Genomic DNA, 23682 nt, shown 5'->3' with positions numbered 1-23682 from the left:
TATTCCTTATTTCAATTCTGCAGATACGATGCCGAAGCCCGCAATCCACTCACTAATATCTTCGTAGCAATGTGTTGTCATGTCGTATTCGCCCACTTCATGTAGTGCAGCAAAAGCAGCCATCCAAGAACGAACTTCTTGACCGCCACGACCGCCCTCGGCACGAATTTCAGCTTCAGTCATCGCTTCAATGGCAGCAAAGTCAGCTTTGGCAAAAGTATCAAGCAATGCACGATCCCATTCTGGGTTTAAAGGCACTGCGACAGAAGTATCACCCGCTGCGAGTTTTTGACCGACAGCAATGATTTTGCCTTGACGTGTATTACGTGCCTCTTCAGTTGGATTACGACCTGCAATCAGGAACTCTTCCACTTCTGGTGGAACTGAACCCATTTGCGGCGTTGGTGGATCATGAGACAAACCACCTGTACCCAAAACAAGTACACGTTCATTCTCTAAGTTCAATGATTTAATGAACTGACCGACTGCACGACCCAAAGCGACTGTACGCTTGGTTGTTGGCATCGGTGCAGCTGCACCATTGATAAAAATTGGAATCGTTGGATAACGATCAAGCTTGCCACCACAAAGGAAATGTAATGGTTGAGTCACACCGTGGTCTGCCTGCATACGATAAGAGTATGCAACATCGACACCTTCATCCAATACGCGACGAACCAGACTGATTGCTGTTTCTTCAGGCACATTAATGTGGTCATTGTCTTTACCATAATCCCAATCCCCTGCTGCTTTGGCACGAATACCGACGCAGAAAGATGGCATGAGGTCATAGAAGAAACCATTGAAATGGTCTGGACCAAAAGTAATGATCAATGTTGGATTATAGTCTTCAACTTCTTTAGCAAGTTTGGCAAAAGTTTCGCGAACTTTTTCCTCTTTGTATTTCTCTTGCGGAGAAGCGAATTCCATTAGGGGACTGTGCGATGCACAAATAAGTTTAACGGCCATGGGTGACTCCTAAACGGAAGGCAGCCAAGACGGCTGCCGAGTAAGTCCTTTACGTATTTGGCGAATTAAATCTCGTCAAAGAAGCCAGCACGTGGTTGACGTAAACCACGGATACCCAGACCACATTCAGCATTAATTAAAACACCAGTTAATGGGCGGTTGTTTTGACGAGAAGCCAATAACACGTATGAACCAGTCATATCTTCAGGTTCGGGTAAGAAATTGAGCGGCATGCCGCGTGCAATCTTCTCAGGATCACGTGCATCGAGTAGACCGAGGTTTTCTTGGCCTAAAGAAGCAGCACCTTTGATGTTTACATTCATACCCGACGGAGCAACAGCGTTCACTCGTACTTTAGGCGCAAGCTCGTAGGCTAATTCTTTCATAATCCCAACGCCAGCATGCTTAGACGCTGTGTATACAGGGCCTCCGCCTGCCGAATACAGTGCTGAGTTAGACAAAGTAAATATGATAGAACCTTCCGAAGCTATCAATGCATCAAGTGCAGCTTTGGCACCTAAGATGAGAGATTTGGTGTTAATACCCATAATCTCATCAAAAGCTTTCTCCAGCTGTTCACCCGATGTATTGACGATATCTGCGTAATGATCCCAGATACCTGCGTTTCCGACGAAACAGTCAAGTTTGCCATAATGTTCTACAGTTGCTTGAACTGCACGAACATTATCCTCATAGCTGGCTACATCTCCTGCGATCGCAAGCACGCGGTCACCAAAATGTTCTTTCAATGCATCAACTTTCGATTGAGAACGTTGAAGAACAGCAACTTGTGCACCTTCTTCTAAGAAACGTTCAACCAATGCCCAGCCTAAGCCTGAACCACCACCGGTAATAAGTGCAACTTCGCCTTGTAGCCAACCCATGATTACTCTCCTGCCATCTCTACGTATAAAGCACCATCTTCAACAATCACAGGGAATGTCTTGATAGGATCTGTTGCTGGTAAGCATAATGCTTGACCAGTTTTCAAACAGAATCGAGCCGAATGAAGTGGACATTCAACAGTGCCATCATCTTCAAGGTAACCTTCAGACATTGAAGCATTACCATGTGAACAACGGTCGTTCATCGCGAAAAATTCGCCATTGTTGTTGAATACTGCAAGCGCATCGATACCGTTAACGCCGCAATCTACTTTCAATGCTTCGCCTTCGTCTAATTCGTCAACTTGGCAAACAAAAATCTTATTCATTAGAAGAACACGCTCAGGTTATGTGAGTTGTAAGTCACCTGATCAAGGGTAATCTTACGGTTGAAGATTTCGAAACCTTGCTCAGTGTCGACTTTGCGGATCTTGTCGTGACGCTTACCACAGTAGATTGTTACATCTTTCTCTTTCTGGGTACGGTACAACAAGTACGTTACGTAAACGTCGTATTCGCCTTCAACTTCAGTCGCTTCAACAATCACATTTGAAACCATGTGTGTTGTACGTGAAGGAGGTTCTTCAGCCCAAGCCATACCTGTCTCTAAACGAGCTACACGGCGTTCCAACAAATCTTTAGTATCGTTAAATACCCAAGTTGTTGGCGGCTCAATCGAACGACGACGGTCACGTGTTTGCGCGTTTGGTGTTGTGCGTAACGTATAAGAAATATCTTCAGCTAATACAGCTAACCAATCGCGGAACTTCCAATCGTCAAGCAATTTTGCTTCACGATAAAGAAACTGACTAATTTGGTGATGAAGTTCTAAACTGATTTGACTCATTTCATAAGCTCCTTCTCATATTCGTCAGCCGCAGCTTCAACGTCTTCCCATTTTTCATGAATCAATAAATCTGCCCAACGGCGGTACATACCACGTGCTGCAGTCTCAGAGAAAATATAGTTAGTGATACCCGGGATACCATCTTCACGTACTTTCTCGTTGCCTTTACCCATTTCCATAATGAGTTTGTTTTGACGTGCTTTATAACCACGTAATACTTTTTGGATTTCGATCCAGTTTTCAGAGTCATCTTGCTCTAGGAAACCAGCAGGACCGAAGGCACGTGTTGCAGAACGTTCAAATGCTGCTTGTACATCTTCTGGCGCGTCCGCATCACAGATACAGAATGCCCATACTTCAGTCTTGTTTGGACCACGTGGGTGCCATACACGAAGCGTTGCAGTACCGTTCAACCAAGATAGTGTTGGGAACATGGTGTTGTGACCAGCAAGACGCAGTGCACGAGTTTCACCTAGGCGTTCTTTCACTTCTTCATACGTTTCACGGAAGTAGTTTGCTACTTCACCATCCACCCATACGTTTGCGTCTGGTTTCTCAGTGAAGAAGAAGCCTGAACCGTGACCACGTGAACCGTATTGGATCGCGTCTTTCGCAGTTTCCCAAACTGGACGGGCAGTTTGTGCAGCACCTAATTTCTTAGAAGATTCATCATCTGGTTTAGCACCAAGCACCTGAATCGCAGATGCATGAGAGAACAACGCGTGGTATTGGTCAGAAGCGAACTGTTCAGCTGCAAATTTCCAGTTACAGTCGATTTCCCATTTGTGTACACCACCAACGATCACAGTACCACCTTCACGACGGTCTACAACGCCGTCCAGGTACCAAGCGATATCGCCCATGTATTCTTCTAGATCTGGAGTTGTTTCATCCCAGCAGCCGAATACTAAGCCTTTGTATGATTTAACGCGGTTAACTTCTACCAGACCCCATTGCTCTTTACATGCACCATGTGGGTAAGCACGATCTTCAAGCGGGATATCTTTTAGAGAACCGTCAATACCGTATGACCAGCCGTGGTATGGGCAAGTGAACGCACGTGTATTACCACAGTCCGCGAAGCTCACACGCATAGAGCGGTGACGACATTGGTTTAAGAATGCTTTGATTGAGCCATCTTTTTGACGTGCCACGATGATTGGATCTTCACCCATATAGGTATTGAAGAAATCGCCGGCTTTAGGAATTTGGCTCTCATGGCATAGGAATAACCATGTACGACCGAACACACGTTCTAATTCAAGTTCGTAGATGTCTGGATCTGTATAGATAGATGGCGTGATACGTCCATTTTGTGCATCGACTAAAGCATCGATTTCGCGCACATCAATTTTTCCACTCATGAAAAGCTCTCCTGTGACCATAAGGCACAAAGTAATAGACTCAACTTTTCAACGATGATGGATTTTAGAGCGATATTCGGGAAATATTTATTTTGTTTTAATTAAGAGATTTTATGGATTATTACGGTAGATTTTTTTTATAGTATTTTTTTTAAATTACCGAGAACACCATTTATTTCGTGAATGGCAAAATAATCCTCACGCAATAGTTGTTTATAGATTATACTGAACGAACTTCTAAGTAAGACATTTTTTGGATTACTCCACGGGTTGATTATATGGAATTACGACACTTACGCTACTTCATTACTGTTGCTGAAGAACTCAATTTCAGTAAAGCTGCGTTAAAACTTTATACTGCTCAACCTTCTTTAAGCCAACAAATTAAAGATCTTGAAGAAGATGTCGGCGTAAAATTGTTGCACCGGACTAAACGCAAAGTTGAGCTCACAGAAGAAGGTGCCGTATTTCTAGAACAAGCACGTTTGACACTAGCTCAAGCAGACAAGGCCGTAGCGATGGCACGTCAGGTTTCACAAGCCAAGCAACAGATGCTACGGATTGGTTTTGTGCCTGTCGCAGAGATGAAAATCTTCCCATACGTCTTGCCAAATCTGCGTGTTCAAAACCCAGAACTCAAAATTGAATTACTTAGTTTAAATAATCGCGATCAGATGAAATTGCTGCAAAAAGGTGAACTAGATATCACTTTTACTCGCAATAACTTTCATAGCGACGAAATTGAAAGTCAGTTTGTACTACGTGAACCATTGATCTTTATTTTACCCAAAGATCACCCTTTAGCGAAGTACGAACGTATTCCAGTTAAAGCATTGAATGGTATTGATTTTATCATTCCTGCACGCGAACAATCAGGCACATTGCATGAAGCCATTTTAGACTTTGCTTCTAACCATGGCGTTCAATTTAATATCGTGCAAAAAGCCGACAATATCCTGTTTAACATTAACTCCATCGGCATGGGTTTAGGTTGCACGATCCTACCGGGATACATCGCGCCATTGACCATGAACAATACTGTGATTCGTCCTTTAGATGTCGAATTACCGTATCTAGACCTGTACGTAAGTTACCGAAAAACAGCGAGTTCTGTGGCTGTAGATAAATTCCTTGAACTGCTAACCAAAGTTTTTTATCTCGATATCAATCGCGAACAGCGTTAATTTTCGCCAAGTCATAATTTATAGATATAGCACCATTATTTTTGAAATAAATAATGGTGCTTTTTTTATGGCTAAAAAGTCGCTTTTTTAATCGTTTAAATGTTTTAATCGACGCATTTTATCTATCATGCATATCGACTTGATGGAAAATAACTTATAAATTTTAGTTTAGACATTGATAAAAATTGCTAAAAATAGCCGATTTACAACTTAAGTCTAATAAATAATTCCCCTTCCCCAACCATTTAGATGAGCTTATTTTATGCCTTTTTACTGATTTAGACCGTACACTGTCGACCTACTAATGAGAATAATACTCATTTAAAGTATTTCTTTCAAAAGATTTATATAAAAAAAAGGATGGCAAAACCATCCTTTTTTTGAATTTCATGTCAGTGACAAGAAATTACACACCCCGCGCTTTTAAATAATCTTTAATCACGGTGTTGAATTCTTCTGCTTTTTCAACTTGTGACCAGTGACCACATTGGCTAAAGATATGCGCATCAGCATGAGGAACGGTATTCAAAATATCCCACGTACGAGATACTGGAATCACCACGTCTTGAACACCGTGAATAAGCAATACTGGTACAGTAATGTCTTTCATTTTTTCAAAATCTAATGGGAATTCGAAACGGTCACGGTCACGTGCGCCAACAACATCCATCAAACGGTTAGATGCATAGTCATTTGCAGCAGATGCAAAACGTACTTTTACCAATTCGTCCGTGATCAAGTCTTTGTTTACAACAAACATAGACAAGGTTTTCTTGATGCCTTCTTCGGTTAATACAGGGTTTGCATGTGCTTTAAGTGCTGCAGTTTGTTTAGCACCGCCTGTACCCATAGAAACGATACCCAATACACGTTCTGGATAGTCCAAAGCCATTTGGAATGCTAACCAGCCACCGAGTGAGTTACCCACTAACCAAGTTTTTTCAACACCTAGGGCATCTAACGTACGTACAGCGTGATCAACCCAAGCACGGATACCATAAGCAGTATTCGGTGCAACAACAGTTTGACCATAACCAATCGTATCGATAGCGATACAACGTGCTTGTTCACCAATTTGTGGAAGGTTTAACCACCAGTTTGCAGCAGCAGATACACCTGTACCTGAACCGTGTAAAAATAGAATTGGTGTGCCTTCACCTACTTCGTGGTAATGCGTTAATTCGCCTTCAGCAGTTTCAATCCATTTATCTTCTAAACCAAAGAATGAATCAGTTGTATAGTCAGGAATCTGAACAGTGCTCATACATGCTCCTCGTATTGCGTAGAGCTTATGTTTCAATCCATAGCGGATTTAAACACAAGGGGGTCTCTTTTGGATTTTATGGTTTTTACAGTCTCATATTACCTGTTCAGCCACTGCTAACTGATACATATTTACGATCATAAACAATAAATAGACTATAATTTAAGTTATTGTTTTTTAAAAATATAACTCAATAATATACCCATAAAATCTTTGAGGTATTTCTTTTTTAAATAACCCAGCAAATAAAAAGGGAAGCAATGAATCCACTTCCCTCTTTTTTATCCTGAGAAATTAGAACTTATAGGTATAAGTTGTCGCGACACGGTACTCTTGCAAGTCAGATTTGTAATCGAAATCGGCATCGATATACATTGCCTGGAAGCCTAAGCCCTTCAACTTACCTTCAGGCACGGTGTAGTTCACAATTAAGTTCAATTCATCTGACTTCTGATCTTTAAGACCAGCAATTTCTGCATCTGAACCTGTGAAATAAACAGCAGTTGTATTTAAGCCTTTCACACCCATTTCTGAGAAATCATAACCATAAGTAAAGCCCCATGATTTTTCATTTTTTGCAGTAAATGTTGCTATACCCCAGTTGACTAAGTACGGCTGCGGCACCCATCCACCCAGTGTTGGGAATGCATTATCACCAAACATTTGTTGATAACCCAAACCAAAGGTATGCGAACCGTAATTCACTTTCGCACCAACCGATAACGCTTGGTTATCAATTTCGCCATACAGTTTGTCACCCGAATCTGAGTTGTCAAAATAACGGATATGGCTATCCAGTTTGGCTTTGTCACCTAACTTAGTTTTATAGTTCGCGCCGACATATTGCTGTGTGTAAATGTCTTGAACATCGGCATACCAATAGCTACCACCAATTTCAGGTGTAAATTGATGGTCAATACCCGCAATATACATACCATCAGAAGTTGGCCCAAGATCATAATGACCTATGGTGCCATCTGGTAATCTTTTACCTGGAGCGAACATTGATAAATCACGGAATTGGTTGTCATAACGGTTATTGATCCCGTCAATGTATGCCAAAGTTAACTTAGTATCTTTAATCTCTTTCGATTCTAACCATGCACCGCTATAAGTCGTCATTAACTGACGTGATGGATCGAAAACCAACACTGGAGACACTGGTAATAACTCACCCACTTTCAACTCAGTTTCAGATACTTTGGCTTTAAGGGTCACGCCCACTTTACCAAAGTTATCTTTTGATTCTTTACCATCGTGCGGCAAGATCCAGTCTGGGTTTTTATCACGTGCATTAAGTTTAAATGCATGTTGAACCAAAAGGTCAGCACCCACTTGAATACCTGCACCAATATCTTGATACCCTGACTTGGCATCCAAAGTCACACCCTGTGACCATGAACCCCAATTACCCGCCGGATTTTCTTTAATTTGACGGTCTAAGTAGAAGTTTTTAAATTTCAATTGTACTTGGCTGTCGTCAACAAAGTCCGCATAAGTTGCAGATGTTCCTAATGTTGCTGTCGCAGCAAGAATTGCTATCCATAAATTTTGACGACGCATGGCTTATTCCCAGTGATCAAATTAAGCTATGACATCATCATGCTCAACAATACCTTGGAAAAAAATCCGACTACAGTATTAAGGTTTATCAGGCTTTTGTATGACTTGAACTTTGGAAGCTATTTCTGGTTATTTTCCTTAGAGATTAAAACAATAACTCTTTTTTATCATTTAGAACAACTGATTAAATTAACCCCATGTTTTATTAACATAAAATTTAAAGTTTTTTATTTTTTGCAATTACATGCGCTGTATTAATTGCTTTTAAGTTTAAACAAAGTTTTTTACTGAGATTTATCCTTATTTGAGTTATAAAATTTAGCTATGACATGATATTTAATTTATATAATCATCAATAACTTAAAGTTAAATTTTACTACTATGGCTGCTCGAAATCAGCCATTGGTTCGCAGAACTTTTCTTATTTCAATCCACTTTTCATGCCTCAAATCAATCTCAACGTAATCTCAAGCCCATCTCAAACCAACACAGCCACTTCAGACATAAAAAAAGCGCCCATTTTGGACGCTTTTTGACTTAAAACAAATTAAGCATTGGCTTCTTTTGCTTTAGACATCGTCAATGCCAAGTCTTCAATCATATCTTCTTGACCACCAACCGTACCACGACGACCAAGCTCAAGAAGAATTTCACGAGCAGAAACACCATATTTCGCTTCAGCACGTTTCGCGAATAACAAGAATGATGAGTAAACACCGGCATAACCTAAAGTTGCTGCATCACGGTCAGCACGGATCTGATGTGTCATCATTGGAATGATTAAATCTTCCGCAATATCTTGAACTTTAAACAAGTCCACACCTGTCTCCATTTGCATACGGTTGGCAACCGCAACAAACAATTCAAGTGGAGTATTACCTGCACCTGCACCTAAACCTGCAGAAGCTAAATCGACACGCGTTGCACCAGCTTGAACCGCTGAAACAGAGTTCGCAACACCCATACCTAAGTTATGGTGACCGTGGAAACCGATTTCGATCTCTGAAGCCAGGTTGGCACGTAAAATACCCACGCGGTCAGTCACGTCTTGAGGCAACATATAACCAGCAGAGTCAGTCACATAAATACAGTTTGCACCGTATGACACCATTTTGCTGGCTTCTTCCAAAAGTTTTTCAGGAGTTGCCATGTGCGCCATCATCAAGAAGCCCACAGTGTCCATGCCAAGTTTACGTGCAGCAGTAATGTGCTGTTCAGAAACGTCAGCTTCAGTTGAGTGCGTTGCAACACGAATGGTTGCTACACCAACATCATGTGCCATTTTCAAATGGTCAACCGTACCAATACCAGGAAGTAAAAGTGCAGATACTTTCGCCTGTTTCAGGTTTGGAATCACCGCTTTTAGGTATTCTTCATCGGTTGCTGCTGCAAAACCATAGTTCACAGAGTTACCGCCTAAGCCGTCACCATGCGTAACTTCGATTAAAGGTACACCTGCATCATCCAAAGCAGTTGCAATGGCAACCATTTGTTCAGGTGTAGTTTGATGGCGCATAGGATGCATACCATCACGTAAAGTCATATCATTAATAATAATCTTAGACATTTTGGTATTCCTTAAGCTTCAGCAGTGTTTAATACGCGTTCTGCAAACATTTCTGCAGTACGTGCAGCTGCCGCAGTCATAATGTCGAGGTTACCTGCATATTTAGGAAGATAATCACCTAAACCTTCAACTTCTAAGAAGATTGAAACACGGTTACCGTCAAATACAGGACCATTTACAAGTTTGTAACCTGGTACATATTTTTGAACTTCAAGAATCATCGCATGTACAGATTCAGTGATTGCTGCTTGATCTGGTTCACCTTCAACCAGACAGTGCACAGTATCACGCATCATCAGTGGTGGCTCAGCAGGGTTAATGATGATGATCGCTTTACCTTGTTTCGCACCGCCCACTTTTTCAATAGCGCCAGCAGTCGTACGAGTAAATTCATCAATGTTTTTACGTGTACCTGGACCCACAGATTTTGTTGATACTGTTGCAATGATTTCGCCATATTCAACAGGCTGAACTCGTGAAATCGCAGCAACCATAGGAATCGTTGCCTGACCACCACATGTCACCATGTTGACGTTCGGAACTTCACCGGCATCCAATAACGCTTCTAAGTTTACTGGTGGTACGCAGAATGGACCGATTGCAGCAGGTGTTAAGTCAATCATTAACACGCCAAGTTCATTCAATTTACGGCTGTTTTCAGCATGAACATAAGCAGAAGTTGCATCAAATGCGATTTTGATTTCGTCTTCAATTACGTGTGGAAGTAAACCATCTACGCCTTCAGCAGTGGTTTTTAAACCCATTTTAGCAGCGCGAGCCAAACCTTCAGACGTCGGGTCAATACCAACCATCCATACTGGTTCTAAAAATTCGCTGCGTTGAAGTTTGTAAAGCAAGTCAGTACCAATGTTCCCTGGACCGATCAATGCACATTTAATCTTTTTCATGAATGTGTACTCTTAAAAATTCCGTAAAACCCAAGCTTATTTCGCTGCAAATGCTGCAGTCACAGAACCAAAGCCTTCAATTTCAACTTTGAATTCATCACCAGGATTTGCCACAACCATTGGGCCTAAGGCACCGGTCAATACGATGTCACCTGCAAGCAATGGACGACCACGACGAACCATTTCGTCAGCCAACCACACTGCTGCATTTAATGGGTTAGAAAGACACGCTTTACCCACACCTTGTGAAACCACTTCTTCACCACGCGTCATGACCATTTTGCAATTTACAAGGTCAAGATCTGCAAGTTTTACAGGCTTAGAACCCAGCACAAAACCTGCTGAAGATGCGTTATCTGCCACAGTATCAATCAACGAGATTTTCCAGTTTTCGATACGGCTATCGACCACTTCAATTGCAGGCAGTGCATATTCTGTTGCACTAATAATGTCTGCATAGGTGTGTTTTTCTTTGGTCAAATCTTGGTTAATCACCAAAGCAATTTCTGCTTCAACTTTTGGCTGAATCAATAAACCAGCAGGGATTTCTTCACCATCGCCATACGCCATGTCAGCAAACAACATACCGAAGTCAGGTTGATCAACGCCTAACTGCGCTTGTACAACTTTTGAAGTTAAGCCAATTTTACGACCTACAAGGCGACGACCTTCTGCCACCGCACGTTTGGTATTCACTTCTTGAACGGCATAAGCAATATCTACATCAGCACTTTCACCACCAAGTTGTGGACGGATCGGTGCAATCGCAGCCTGATTTACTTCCGCATCGCGTAATGCTTGCGCAACTGATTCAACAACAGCAGAATTCGACATCAATGTTTCCTTAAACTGCAAAAATTGGATGCACAACGTGTTTCATCCCGATCACCATCAAAATCAAAGTGATGAAAGTCATGTCAGGATTCGCCTAAAGCATTTCACTTGACATACTACACGTTATGTTTAGATGCATTTAGCATCGAGATTTTAGAAAGTGAATACCAATACTTATTTTATTTATGACTATAGCTATTAGCTATAAATTAATCATTATTTATTATTAACATTCAAAAACTTAAGTCAAAATAATTAAATAAAATTCACTATTTTTTTCGCCCTTAAATCTGAATCTCTACTAAAAAACTTGGCTTATACGACTAAAAGATAAGATTAAAAGATTATTTTAGCGTCAGGCCAGCTTTTACGCATAGGTGTTCAATTTCATCTGATTTAGTTTAATAAATTGAAAATTTAAAAATAAATCAATAAACAACAATAAGATAAAACCAAAAATTCAAACAAAAAATCTATTCCAGCTTGTGGTAAAAGGCCAAATAGTTGCGCTCAACTTTTTAAGGTAAATTTGCTAGAAGACTGCTTGTTATTGTAGAAAAATCTAGTGTTATTACTTTTTTAAATAATTGAATTTACTCATTTCAACAAGTAGAGCTTGCATTACTATTCATTTGGTAACAAAAAAGGTGAAAACAAATTTCACCCTTTTTACTCGTTTGTATCTAAAACTATACAGCTAGACGTAATTTCACATGTTCTAGTAGAAATTCAGTCAAATCACCTACGCTATGTGCAATATGTAAGGGTTGAAAACACTGGAGTGTTTCTACAGTATGCACTCCATAGCTCACGCCTACACGTGGCATCTGAATATTGAGGGCCATTTCTAAATCATACGACGTATCACCAACCATAATGGCTTGATCGGCACGTAGTCCTGTTTCCGCCAAAATTTCTGCCAACATCAACGGATCTGGCTTAGATTTGGTTTCACTGGCTGCTCGGGTCGCACAAAATAGCTCATGACTTTGCGTTTGAGCCAAAACACGGTCTAGACCTTTACGGCTTTTCCCCGTTGCAACAGCCAATTGTAGACCGGCATCACGTAATTCCTGCAACATATCCGCGACACCATCAAACCACATATCCCCTTTGGAATGGGCCACATAGTGATCGGCATAACTTTGCAAAATTTCGCTGTGTAATTCGGGAACCGTCGGAAATAACCGCTGTGCGACTTCTGGCAGACCTAAACCAATAATACTTTTCGCATCAGCATCGGTCAGCGGCTGTGAATATTGATCTGCTGCAAATTTTAAACTCGCTACAATTTGACCCACAGAATCAAATAAAGTGCCATCCCAATCGAAAATGACTAGTTTTATAGCTGAGTTCATACGTTTTCCTAGATTTGATTCAGTGTTTGGTAATTCAGATTCTGGAGTGCATCAATTTATTTACCTCACCCCGGCCCTCTCCTTAAAGGAGAGGGCGAAAGAAAACATGCGAAGCAGTACTGCTCAGGGAGAGAAGTCTCGTATTTAAAACTTACTCGTCATCTTCTGAAGACTTCACCACTTTGTCGGCTTTTTGCGCGCGTAGCTGCGCCACAAGGCTTTGCATATCTTCTGGCAATGGCGCTTCAATGGTTTGGTAACCCGGAATTTCTAAACGCATAGCATGAAGACATAAACGACGTGGCTTTGGACCACGGTATTCAGTTTCATGACCGTATTTTTCATCGCCCACCAATGGATGACCAATACTTAAACCATGTACACGGATCTGATGGGTACGGCCCGAAAGTGGAGACGCATACACCAAGGTGGCATGCATAAAACGTTCTTTCACGTTCCACAGCGTCTTCGACTCTTTACCTTCTTTAGGTGATACACGAACACGACGCTCGCCATTTGCCAGTTCGTAACGATGCAAAGGCTGATCAATGAGCTGCTTATCCAAACTAACCACGCCTTTCACCACAGCAGCATAAGTTTTTTGGATTTTGTGCTCACGTAACATTTCTTGCAGGCTTTTTAACACACTACGTTTTTTCGAAATCATCACCAAACCAGAAGTGTCGCGGTCAATTCGGTGAATCAGCTCAAGGTATTTCTTCCCTGTTGCGGCACGTAAGCCTTCGATCAAACCATACGCCACACCACTACCGCCGTGAACAGCAATACCAGAAGGTTTGTTTACCACCATTAAGCCTTCATCTTCGTACACCACACGGCTCAGTAAACTTTGTGCCACTTTGTCCGATACGGGAACCGCAGACTCATCTTTTTGCTCATAACGAATTGGAGCAACTCGAACTTGGTCACCAATATTGAGTTTGGTTTCCGCTTTGACGCGTTTTTTATTGACGCGGACTTGGCTTTCACGAATCAGACGATAAATGCGACTTTTAGGCACACCTTTCAGACGACTAAACAGGAAATTATCAATACGTTGACCCGCCTGATGCTCGTCCACTTCAAACCAGGTGACGCTTTGCCATTCTTGCGTAGAATTCATACAGTTACTGTGACCTAAAAAAATACTAAAATTGATTAAAAATTGATCATTTAAGCTATACTTTTCGCAAGAAACATAAGCTTAGCCCATAGGCAGATGATGCAAGGTTTGATATAGTCAGCGCACGGAAACCACCGTAACTGAGTAAAAGTTGATTCATTTCAGTATTTACTGTCATTGAACTTTCAAGCAATTACTCATTTAGCTCGGAAAGGTCCCAAAAGAATTATGCCGACGCCGAAGGCTTATTATATCGGCAAAACTGCAAACTGTTGCGTTTAATTGTGCCGTAGGTACATAAAACAGTTTGCCCCAAAAAAATATGTGCCAACCAAGGTTGGTTTTTAAACGTAAACTGATACACATCAGACCAGTCGCTCCCTGGAAATCGTGTTCAGGCCACAACGTTTGATGCATTGGATCTGCACAGTTTGTAAAGGTACGATGATAATTCCGTATCAAGACGCTCTATCAGATATGAATGGATGCTCTTCGAGCAATGTGACAGTGAAAGTTACTCACATCCAATGCACCGTTTGTCCGCCAGTGAAACGCGTTCAGGTGACTTTAATCGTTTAAAAGATTGAAGCCGTATTGCCATCATCAATACGTGAATCAAAAACCGTTGCCCGCCCAAAGAAGGTCGGTACACATGCACAGATGATGTTTTTCGATCTGTGCAACTTGATCCATGCTATCTGATGCTCGCTACGAGTCAGGCGATGTTCTTCTGTGTATCACTATTAGGTGTTACACCCATGAAACGTATGTTGATTAATGCAACACATGCCGAAGAAATTCGCGTTGCACTTGTCACTGGTCAGCGTCTTTACGATTTTGACTTAGAGAATCGTACCCGTGAACAAAAAAAATCGAATATCTATAAAGGTCATGTGACTCGCGTAGAGCCGTCTTTAGAAGCTGTATTTGTTGAATACGGTGCAGGTCGTCAAGGTTTCTTGTCGATGCGCGAAATAGCTAATTCTTATTACAAAGCAGATCCTCGCCAAACTTCAAACATCCGCGAATTGATCACTGAAGGCACTGAGCTTTTGGTTCAAGTGGAAAAAGAAGAGCGTGGTAATAAAGGTGCTGCCCTTTCTACATTTATCTCTCTTGCTGGTCGTTATTTGGTCTTGATGCCAAACAACCCGAAAGGTGGCGGTATTAGCCGTCAAATTTCAGGTTCAGTTCGTGAAGAATTGAAAGAAATGTTGGCGTCTTTAAATGTCCCTCGTGGCATGAGCGTGATTGTACGTACTGCAGGTATTGGTCGTTCTCAAGAAGAACTCCAACTTGACCTTCAACACTTGCTGGACCTTTGGGCACAAATCCAAAGCACATCAAGTTCTGGTCCATCACCAATGTTGGTTCACCAAGAAGCCGGTGTGGTTACACGTGCAATTCGTGACTATTTACGTGATGATGTTGCTGAAATTCTGATTGACTCTGAGCAAGCGTATAACGAAGCCTATAACTTTGTTAAAGCGGTGATGCCACGTCAAATCGACAAATTAAAAACCTATACGTTAAATGAACCGTTATTTGCTCATTTTGGTATCGAAAGTCAAATCCAAACTGCCTATGAACGTGAAGTAAAACTTCCTTCTGGTGGTTCAATTGTGATTGACCAAACTGAAGCATTGGTTTCAATTGATATTAACTCTGCAAAATCAACACGTGGTAGCGACGTAGAAGATACAGCGCTCAATACCAACCTTGAAGCTGCTGAAGAAATCGCTCGCCAATTACGTTTACGTGATATCGGTGGTTTGGTTGTGATCGACTTCATCGACATGACCAAAGACCGTAACCAACGTATGGTTGAAGCTAAACTTCGTGAAGCAACACAAAGTGACCGTGCACGTATCCAATTCGGTCAATTGTCACGCTTTGGTTTGATGGAAATGAGCCGTCAACGCTTACGCCCATCGCTTGAAGAAGCCACTGGTTATGTGTGCCCACGCTGTCATGGTACAGGTATGGTACGTGACTTACGTTCTTTATCACTTTCAATTATGCGTAAAGTGGAAGAAATTGCGCTACGCGAACGTCATGGTGAAGTTCAAGTTGAAGTGCCTGTTGAAATTGCTGCATTCTTATTGAATGAAAAGCGTCACAGCCTTGTATATCTTGAACAAACTTCAAATGTTCGTGTGACTGTACTTCCACACCCTCACCTAGAAACACCACATTACGAAATTTCGTATAACCCTGAAGGTTTTGCACCTACAAGCTATGAACGCACTGAAGCGACACGTTCTAGCGAAAAAGAATTAGGTTACGAAGCATCTGAGTGGCATTTAGGTGAAGAACAGGCCGCTGCTGCTCAGCAACAAGCACCTGTACAACAACAAGAAAAAGGCCACAAAAAGAATAAGCAACAACCCGTTGCTGCTCAACAAGCACCTGCACAAGTTGCCGCTCCTGCAGCATCATCTAGTCCATGTGCATGGTTAGAAAACTTATTTGTTCAAAAACAAGCTGCAACCGTTGACCAGTCGCGTACTGCAAACAATGCCGCTGCTGCAATTGAACAAATGGTAAATAGCGGTGCTGCAAGCCGTGGCCAGTTTGGTCAAATTACCCCTGCATCGGCAGCGCCTGTTGTTGTCGTAGACAATAATGCTTACCTTGCGCCTTCTTCTGTTGTGCACAAACAAGAACGTGACAGCCATTCAGAAAAAGCTGACCGTGAAGAAAAACGTCACAACAAAAAGCGTACTAAGCATAAAGAACCACGTGAACAAGAAGCTCAACCGCATCAAGTTCATGAAGAAGTGTTACAACCTTCACGTCAAGATCGTCAAGAGCAGCGCAATAACGAAGCACGTCAAAACGAACGCCAAGAGCAACGTTCTGAACGTCAAGAACCGCGCCAAGACAACCGTCAAGACCAACGTGAAAACCGTCGTAACTCACGCCGTCAACATAACAATGAACAAGTACAGCACGATGTTCAAAACAATGAACAACCGCAGTCTGTTCCACGTCGTGACCGCAACAACCAACAACGTCCAAATCGCCCAAATCGCCACCGCGATCAAAGCGTATTGAACGAGCAAGCGATTGCTCAGGAAGTTGCAACTGAGCAACAACCTGAAAACCGCAATCAACGTCAACCTAAAGTTGAAGTTGTTAATGCACCACGTCAAGACGTGATGCCAACAGCACTTGTAGTAAATGTTGATCAAGCTCAAAGCGAAATCGTAGCGCTAAATACTGCCCCAGCAGTTGAAAAACCTGTAGAAACCCCAGTAGTCCAAAAAGCCGCTGTCGTTGAAGCAGAAAAAGTGGAAAAACCTGCGACTGAAACAAAAGAAGTAGGATATAAACCACAGCATGCGCAGCAAAAACCGTCTCGTGCAAGCAATGACCCACGTCAACGCCGCCGCGAACAACGTGCAGCTCGCGCTCAACAAGCACAGGCTCCGAAAATTTCGCCATCTCAAGTGCCGACACTGGGTCAATACACTGTAAGCAGCTTGATTAAGCATGTATACGGTGAAGACTGCTCAGTACTGATTGAGCAATTTGGCTTAATTCCAACATTCAACCGTGCATTGCAAAAATTCACGGAAGAATATGCCGCGACTTTGTCTGCACCTGCAGCTGAAGCAGCTGTAGAGAAAAAGCCTGTCACTCGTGATGTTCAAGTTACAAAAGCTGCACCTGAAGCTGAACCAGCGCCAATGTTGGATTTAACACCACCAAAGCCTGTGTCAGATAAACGTGTTGCTAATGACCCACGTGAGCGTCGTCGCCTTGCTAAACTTGCCGCTGAACAAGCGAAACAAGACCAAGCAAAAGCACATGCTGAGATGGAAGCTACGCCTGTCGCAGACACTGCTATTGAGGCGCCTGTAGTTGCAGAAGCTAAAGCTGCTACAGTTGAAGCCAATGTATCCGACGTTGCAGGTCAAACTGAAGCACCTGAAGCCGTTCAAGCTGAAGTACCGACACCCGTTCAAGCTGAACTGGATGTGAGTGCGCAGCCTGAAAAGACGGAAGAAGTGTCTAAAGCTCCTGCTAAACCAGTAGAAGAAAAAGCTCAAGCCGTTGAAGCGGAAAAGAAAGTTGAGGTTCCTGTAGACGAGAACTCGGCCACTGAAGGTGAAAAACCTGCACGCCCTCGTCGTCCTCGCGGTCGTCCACCGAAAAAAGCAAACACCGCAACTGAGCAGTAATTTGCTATTTTGCAGGTGAATAAAAAAATCCAGTCATTTCGGTGACTGGTTTTTTTTTGATACTTTTGTCAAATTAGGTTGATTGCACTAGATCGAAACGATTAAAAGACAATTGTAGAATTTGCTGCAAATTTCATTGCAAAGAAATAGACCGTATCGGATTACGAAAAATAAATAGGATTCACATGAGCCAAACTACACAACACGACCTTATTGGGATTGCTGATGTTGCAGCAAAAATTCCCGCGTTCATTAGCAAAGTACCCAACCTGTTGAGTGGTCTAAAGCAAGCCTATTTACGCACCCCAAATACTTCCGCAGGCTTAGGAATTGCATTTGAAAAAGCCGTAAAGCGTAATCCCAAAGGCTATGCGCTATATTTCGAAGAGCAAAAATATACCTATAACGAACTCAATGAATGGGCCAATCAAATTGGTCACTATTACCTTGCACTCGGTGCAAAAAAAGGTGATGTGATTGCGGTGATGATCGAAAACCGATCTGAACTCGTTGCAACCATCGTGGCTTTAGCCAAAATTGGCGTCACCAGTGCCTTGGTCAACACCTCACAAGTCGGCAAAGTGCTGACACACAGCATCAACTTAGTGAACCCAATTGCGGTAATTGTGGGCGAAGAATGCCGCCAAGCCGTAGAAGAGATTCGTGGTGATCTCAGTGTAGCTGCAGATCGTTTACATTGGTTCGCAGATCAAGCCACTCGTGTAGATGCCGGTCAAGCACCGAAAGGCTTCTTAAACCTTGCAGAAGCGATTGATGAATTTCCAAAATTCAACACACCCACCACTGCAAGTGTAAAAGGCAAAGACGGCCTATTTTATATCTACACCTCTGGGACAACAGGCTTACCTAAAGCGGTGATTTTCACCAACAGCCGTTGGACTTTGGCTTATGGAACATATGGTCACGTCCTTAATCTAAATAAAGATGATGTGATGTACGTAACTTTGCCGCTCTATCACGCTACAGGCACTGTAGTTTGTTGGTGTGGGGTGATTGCCGGTAGCGCCACTCTTGCCCTGCGTCGCAAGTTTTCCACCTCATCGTTTTGGAAAGATGTACAAAAGTTTGATGCGTCAGCCATTGGCTATGTGGGCGAACTTTGCCGCTATTTGATGGATGCTCCACATTCAGACCTTGAAAAAGGCCATCGTGTGAAAAAAATGATTGGTAACGGCATGCGACCAAACATTTGGGATAAGTTTAAAGAACGCTTTGGAGTCGAAGAAGTCCTTGAACTTTATGCTTCAAGTGAAGGCAACGTCGGCTTTAGTAATGTGTTTAACTTTGACAACACTGTTGGTTTTTCACCAACGCCTTATGCGATTATTCAGTTTGATAAAGAAAAAAATGAAGCTGTACATGATGCTAAAGGTCGCTGCATTAAAGTGAAAAAAGGCGAAGTCGGCTTACTCATCGGTAAAATTACCCGTCGCTCACCTTTTGATGGCTATACCGACACGGAAAAAAACAAATCCGTCATTATGAAAGATGTATTTAAGCATGGTGATTCATACTTCAACACTGGTGACTTGGTTCGTGACATTGGCTTCCGCCATGCACAATTTGTCGACCGTCTAGGTGATACTTTCCGCTGGAAAGGTGAAAACGTTTCAACCACTGAAGTTGAAAACATAGTGAGTGAGTACGATAAAATTGCTGAAGCTGTGGTTTATGGCGTAGAAATTCCAGATACCAATGGCCGTGCGGGTATGGCTGCCATCACGCTCACCGATGGTGCCGAACTCAACGAACAAGATTGTAGTGAAATGGTTTTGCAATTTAAAAAATGCTTACCAGCTTATGCCGTGCCAGTATTTTTACGTGTACAGAAAAAAGTCGAAACCACAGGCACATTTAAATACCAAAAAAACAAGCTGAAAGAACAAGCTTTTGATCCTAAGCAAACTGATGAACGTTTATTGGTATTGCTGCCAAATGCAACTGCTTACTGTGATTTAACTCCTGAAATTTATGCCAATATTCAGGCATATAAATACCGTTTTTAAGCAAATAGCGCTCATTTTAGCGACAGATATCCGCTAAAATGAGCTACTTTGTTGTATTTATAATCAAACACAAGCAAGTTTATGAATTTTTACTTGCGCTTGAAGCAGATCTTGCTACAATACGCACCATCAAGCGAAATGGGTCGTTAGCTCAGTTGGTAGAGCAGTAGACTTTTAATCTATTGGTCCCGCGTTCGAGTCGCGGACGACCCACCATTTCCTTCGATACCACAAGATGGGTCGTTAGCTCAGTTGGTAGAGCAGTAGACTTTTAATCTATTGGTCCCGCGTTCGAGTCGCGGACGACCCACCATCTTTCTAAAATGCCAGTTTTAGATTACAATCTTGTGCATACCCCCTAAGGGTCGTTAGCTCAGTTGGTAGAGCAGTAGACTTTTAATCTATTGGTCCCGCGTTCGAGTCGCGGACGACCCACCATTCTTTCTTAGGGCTTCTTTCTTCCGGCAGTTGAAGAAAAAGAAACCTGCAGGTTCCGACCAAGACAAACCATCACCATTATTGGTTTTGATTTGCCATTCTCGAAATTTTGCTATAGCGATGTTGCGTAGTATCATTCTTGTCTTGCTAGATGAAGTATTTGACCTGAAAAATTTTAGATAACAAATATTCCCTAGTATTCAAAACTACACGCTTCGTTTATCTTGCTAAAATTTTAAAATGCTCTTTTAAAATTTTCTCAGGGTTGTTAGCTCAGTTGGTAGAGCAGTAGACTCTTAATCTATTGGTCGTGGGTTCGAACCCCACACAACCCACCAATTCTGTTTTGTCTTAACTATATCGTATTAATAATTCAATTTTTTATAAGCTAATTGCATTCGATTAGCCAATGTCTGCGAATTTCACGCCGACACTCAAACGCAATTTATAATTTTATTTACTTCATTCGCAGTATTTAATTTGGGTCTTTCACCAAGGTATAGGCATGTTGCGGCTGAGGATAACCCTTGGAAAATAATTCCTGATTTCGATCAACTTCACCTTGACGAATTTTGTCTAAATCCATGGTGATTTTATTTTCATTAATCACGTGATAATAAAAATTCACGCCTTCTTTTCGATGAACCACCAGCTCGGTATGTGCTTCATTGACACTCCACGTATCCTTACGATATTTCACATTAATGCCTGGCGTATTGGTCTTTTCAGCAAATACTTTTCCAATTTGAATAATACTGCGGTGTACCGTGCCATCTGGTAATAAGTTGAGGATGAACTCCGCATCGCCTTCTGGGCATGGAATAAAACTGTCATCGCATTTTACTTTGGCATGAAAACGTCCAATAAAAATTTTGGCATGCTCAGGAACAGGAGCAGGTTTTAATTCATCGTCATTCGGCAATGTCGCCTGCCCTGCCACTTGGGTTAATTTTTTTCCATGATCTTGCTTCGCTTGAACTTCCGATGCGACAGTTGATGCTGAACTTTCACCCTTTTCCGCTGCGGGTTGATGCGTTGGACTACAACCAATAAAAGAGAGGCTGAACACTCCTGCAAACACTGAAAGATATGCAAATTTCATCAAAAAAGGTGAAGCCGATGTTTTCATATAATGTGCCAAGACCAATCATTCATTGGTTTTTTCAGTTCTTGCTGACTTAATATTGTAATCAAATAATCAACGCTGTATACATATATTTGCGATATATTTTAATCATATCTCATTGTTATCGTTGATATTTAATTAACACTCAAGCTATTTTAAAGGCAAACTAATCAAACCAATTCTTCAAATTACATAACTTTACTTAATTTTTTTTCTGCACCCTTTAAATCGCAAAGCTTGTCACCATTTCTATAATATGAATTTGGAAATATTCAAATTTATTCTTTTTTGAAGGAGACCTGAATGGCCAATGTTGGTTTATATCGCTCAAACCGCTCTAACATGATTGCTGGTGTGATGGGGGGTATTGCTGAACGTTTTGGTTGGAACGCAAATTTACTGCGTATTATTTTTATCTTTGTATCATGCTTAAGCGCAGCCTTTCCCGGTATTTTGGTGTACTTGGTTTTATGGTTAGTCATGCCTAAAGCACAAGATAACTTTTTCCGTACCAATGGCTATTCAGACCCGATTCGTACTGTGAATGATGACAGACGTTAAAATCCTTTGACCCAGTTTGGTCGCTACGGTTTCTCCCCCAAGATTCCGTAGCTTTTTTTTTGCCTATATATTGGCAAAGCCATATTTAAGTCTGATGAATTTAAATCAAAGTTTAAGGCTTAAGATTTTGTTTGCTGATTTAGCTGTTGATATAAGGCGGCAATCATATCGGCACGGCTAATCATTCCCACCAACCGTTTTTGCTCAACGACTGGAATATAATTAAAAGATCTTTCCACAAAATAAGGCACTAAATCTTGAATGGGTTGATCCGGCTGCACGGTCACCACTTTGGGATTCATAATTTGATAAACGTGATTTTCCCAACTGGCTTTGGGGTCTGCGGCACGTTTAAACCATTCCACTACATCATATAAAGCCAAATTTCCCACCAAGCGATCCAAATCACTCACCACAGGCAAACTCATCAAATTGACTTGTTTAAACTTTTCCAATGCTGACTGAATATCATCTTCTGCACGCAGGGTAATCACTTGCTGACTCATGATGTCACGACAATGAAACTGGCTTAGGCCACGACGACTGGCTAATTGCTGTGCTTCTAAAATAATTTTTTGTAAGTCATATTCACTAATATCAAGCAACTGACTTTGCTGTTCTAAGACTTGCTGAATATCCGCTGGCTGAATCGACACTTTTTGTGTCGGTGTTGGATCTGTCGTCCGAGTATTGACTTGTGCTTTTTGTGGATACTGCTTGCCTAGTAATCGGTTATAAATGATAGCAACCACCATCAAGAGGACCGAATTTAAAAGGACTGGATAAAAAAGAAAGGCATAGCCTAAATCATGGACTGCCTCTCCGCCCAATACCGCTGTAATCGCCACGGCTCCACTTGGTGGATGCAATGAGTCTGTGGTCATCATTAAGATAATCGCTAATGCAACCGCGATACTAAATGCTTCGGTTAAATTAGGAATAAACATCGCACACGTCACGCCAATCAAGGCCGCAAGACTATTACCGACTACCATATTCCACGGCTGTGCCAATGGGCTGGCAGGTACAGCAAAGAGCAGTACGGACGATGCGCCCATCGGGGCGATATACCACGCATTTAAGTCATCTAGCGCCAGCCAACTGATCAGCGAAGAAATACTCAGGCCCAGCAAAGCACCTACCCCACACAGGATGCGGTCTTTTAAAGGCAGAACTTTAAAGTTGGGTTTAAGCGTATTGAGCCAAGCTGATTTTGCGTGAAACACGAGATACCTTGTTTGTTGTTTTGCGAGATGTGGCAATTATAAAGCCATGCAAGCAATAAGATGTATTCAACTTACATCTTTATCTTATAAATTTTACTTTTGATTCTTTTGAATGATGTATACGCCGCTTACTTGCGTAGTTTTATCCCAAGAAATGAGCCTAAAAGGCTCATCATGTTTTACTGATAATTAAAATAAAAAATCTATCAGCGCTCACATCTGTACTCACTAAAACAAAGGAACATTTAGGCG

18 protein-coding genes, 4 tRNA genes and 1 pseudogene are annotated in these 23682 nt (G+C 41.8%); 8 read left to right on the top strand and 15 right to left on the bottom strand.

What is annotated here, in order from left to right; genetic code table 11:
- Positions 1-6: 6 nt before the first annotated feature.
- The 5 genes from FTU13_RS11005 to hcaE all read right to left on the bottom strand — a co-directional run bounded on the left by FTU13_RS11005 (position 7) and on the right by hcaE (position 4064).
- Positions 7-969 carry a 3-carboxyethylcatechol 2,3-dioxygenase gene (locus FTU13_RS11005; protein ID WP_180128301.1) on the bottom strand — a complete coding sequence of 321 codons (963 nt, stop codon included), beginning with the start codon at positions 967-969 and terminating at the stop codon, positions 7-9.
- A 65-nt stretch (positions 970-1034) separates the two neighbouring features.
- Entirely contained in the window at positions 1035-1853 is an 819-nt protein-coding gene (hcaB, locus tag FTU13_RS11000; protein WP_078192772.1) for a 3-phenylpropionate-dihydrodiol/cinnamic acid-dihydrodiol dehydrogenase, read from the bottom strand.
- Positions 1854-1855: 2 nt separating this feature from the next.
- Positions 1856-2182: a 3-phenylpropionate/cinnamic acid dioxygenase ferredoxin subunit gene (gene hcaC / locus FTU13_RS10995; protein ID WP_067763933.1), complete on the bottom strand. Its 327-nt coding sequence runs from the start codon at positions 2180-2182 to the stop codon at positions 1856-1858.
- On the bottom strand, positions 2182-2700 hold the full coding sequence (gene hcaF, locus FTU13_RS10990) for a 3-phenylpropionate/cinnamic acid dioxygenase subunit beta (protein WP_067763936.1): 519 nt from the start codon (positions 2698-2700) through the stop codon (positions 2182-2184). Before hcaF ends, hcaC begins: the two co-directional genes overlap by 1 nt.
- Positions 2697-4064 (bottom strand): 3-phenylpropionate/cinnamic acid dioxygenase subunit alpha, encoded by a 1368-nt coding sequence (gene hcaE / locus FTU13_RS10985; protein ID WP_078192774.1) that lies wholly within the window; start codon positions 4062-4064, stop codon positions 2697-2699. The genes hcaF and hcaE overlap by 4 nt, the downstream gene beginning before the upstream one ends.
- A gap of 278 nt (positions 4065-4342) precedes the next feature.
- Between hcaE and hcaR the strand changes: the two genes are divergently transcribed.
- Positions 4343-5248: a DNA-binding transcriptional regulator HcaR gene (gene hcaR, locus FTU13_RS10980; RefSeq protein WP_078192775.1), complete on the top strand. Its 906-nt coding sequence runs from the start codon at positions 4343-4345 to the stop codon at positions 5246-5248.
- A 406-nt stretch (positions 5249-5654) separates the two neighbouring features.
- Here the strand turns inward: hcaR and FTU13_RS10975 are convergent, their stop codons facing one another.
- The 8 genes and pseudogenes from FTU13_RS10975 to FTU13_RS17655 all read right to left on the bottom strand — a co-directional run bounded on the left by FTU13_RS10975 (position 5655) and on the right by FTU13_RS17655 (position 14229).
- Positions 5655-6512, bottom strand: a complete 858-nt coding sequence (locus FTU13_RS10975) for an alpha/beta fold hydrolase (RefSeq protein ID WP_180128299.1) — start codon at positions 6510-6512, stop codon at positions 5655-5657.
- Positions 6513-6806: 294 nt separating this feature from the next.
- Positions 6807-8075, bottom strand: a complete 1269-nt coding sequence (locus FTU13_RS10970; protein WP_078192777.1) for an OprD family outer membrane porin — start codon at positions 8073-8075, stop codon at positions 6807-6809.
- A gap of 547 nt (positions 8076-8622) precedes the next feature.
- Positions 8623-9642 carry a 4-hydroxy-2-oxovalerate aldolase gene (dmpG, locus tag FTU13_RS10965; protein ID WP_180128298.1) on the bottom strand — a complete coding sequence of 340 codons (1020 nt, stop codon included), beginning with the start codon at positions 9640-9642 and terminating at the stop codon, positions 8623-8625.
- Between the two features lie 11 nt (positions 9643-9653).
- Entirely contained in the window at positions 9654-10550 is an 897-nt protein-coding gene (locus tag FTU13_RS10960) for an acetaldehyde dehydrogenase (acetylating) (RefSeq protein ID WP_180128296.1), read from the bottom strand.
- 36 nt (positions 10551-10586) lie between these two features.
- A complete protein-coding gene (mhpD, locus tag FTU13_RS10955; RefSeq protein ID WP_078189749.1) occupies positions 10587-11384 on the bottom strand; it encodes a 2-keto-4-pentenoate hydratase in 798 nt (265 codons plus the stop codon).
- Positions 11385-12073: 689 nt separating this feature from the next.
- Complete coding sequence (locus tag FTU13_RS10950) at positions 12074-12742, bottom strand: HAD-IA family hydrolase (RefSeq protein WP_180128294.1); 669 nt, start codon at positions 12740-12742, stop codon at positions 12074-12076.
- A gap of 151 nt (positions 12743-12893) precedes the next feature.
- On the bottom strand, positions 12894-13865 hold the full coding sequence (locus FTU13_RS10945) for an RluA family pseudouridine synthase (protein ID WP_180128292.1): 972 nt from the start codon (positions 13863-13865) through the stop codon (positions 12894-12896).
- Between the two features lie 55 nt (positions 13866-13920).
- Positions 13921-14229, bottom strand: a pseudogene (locus tag FTU13_RS17655) (hypothetical protein).
- A gap of 394 nt (positions 14230-14623) precedes the next feature.
- Between FTU13_RS17655 and FTU13_RS10940 the strand changes: the two are divergent.
- The 6 genes from FTU13_RS10940 (at position 14624) to FTU13_RS10915 (ending at position 20855) form a co-directional block, all read left to right on the top strand.
- Positions 14624-18052 (top strand): Rne/Rng family ribonuclease, encoded by a 3429-nt coding sequence (locus FTU13_RS10940; protein ID WP_180128290.1) that lies wholly within the window; start codon positions 14624-14626, stop codon positions 18050-18052.
- 185 nt (positions 18053-18237) lie between these two features.
- A complete protein-coding gene (locus tag FTU13_RS10935) occupies positions 18238-20079 on the top strand; it encodes a long-chain-acyl-CoA synthetase (protein ID WP_180128288.1) in 1842 nt (613 codons plus the stop codon).
- A 140-nt stretch (positions 20080-20219) separates the two neighbouring features.
- A tRNA-Lys gene (locus tag FTU13_RS10930) sits at positions 20220-20295 on the top strand.
- A gap of 21 nt (positions 20296-20316) precedes the next feature.
- Positions 20317-20392 (top strand) — tRNA-Lys (locus FTU13_RS10925).
- Between the two features lie 49 nt (positions 20393-20441).
- Positions 20442-20517 (top strand) — tRNA-Lys (locus tag FTU13_RS10920).
- A 262-nt stretch (positions 20518-20779) separates the two neighbouring features.
- Positions 20780-20855 (top strand) — tRNA-Lys (locus FTU13_RS10915).
- Positions 20856-20992: 137 nt separating this feature from the next.
- Here FTU13_RS10915 and FTU13_RS10910 read toward each other — a convergent pair.
- A complete protein-coding gene (locus FTU13_RS10910; RefSeq protein WP_180128286.1) occupies positions 20993-21646 on the bottom strand; it encodes a hypothetical protein in 654 nt (217 codons plus the stop codon).
- Between the two features lie 300 nt (positions 21647-21946).
- Here FTU13_RS10910 and FTU13_RS10905 point away from each other — a divergent pair, with 300 nt between their 5' ends.
- A complete protein-coding gene (locus FTU13_RS10905; RefSeq protein ID WP_078189754.1) occupies positions 21947-22204 on the top strand; it encodes a PspC domain-containing protein in 258 nt (85 codons plus the stop codon).
- 119 nt (positions 22205-22323) lie between these two features.
- Here FTU13_RS10905 and FTU13_RS10900 read toward each other — a convergent pair whose 3' ends face one another.
- Entirely contained in the window at positions 22324-23430 is a 1107-nt protein-coding gene (locus FTU13_RS10900; protein ID WP_180034978.1) for an HPP family protein, read from the bottom strand.
- Between the last annotated feature and the right edge of the window lie 252 nt (positions 23431-23682).

The organism is Acinetobacter sp. YH12064, from assembly GCF_013419735.1.
GTDB classification, from domain to species: domain Bacteria; phylum Pseudomonadota; class Gammaproteobacteria; order Pseudomonadales; family Moraxellaceae; genus Acinetobacter; species Acinetobacter amyesii.
Note: the sequence above shows the minus strand (reverse complement) of the source record. Positions and strands in the feature narration are given on the sequence as shown.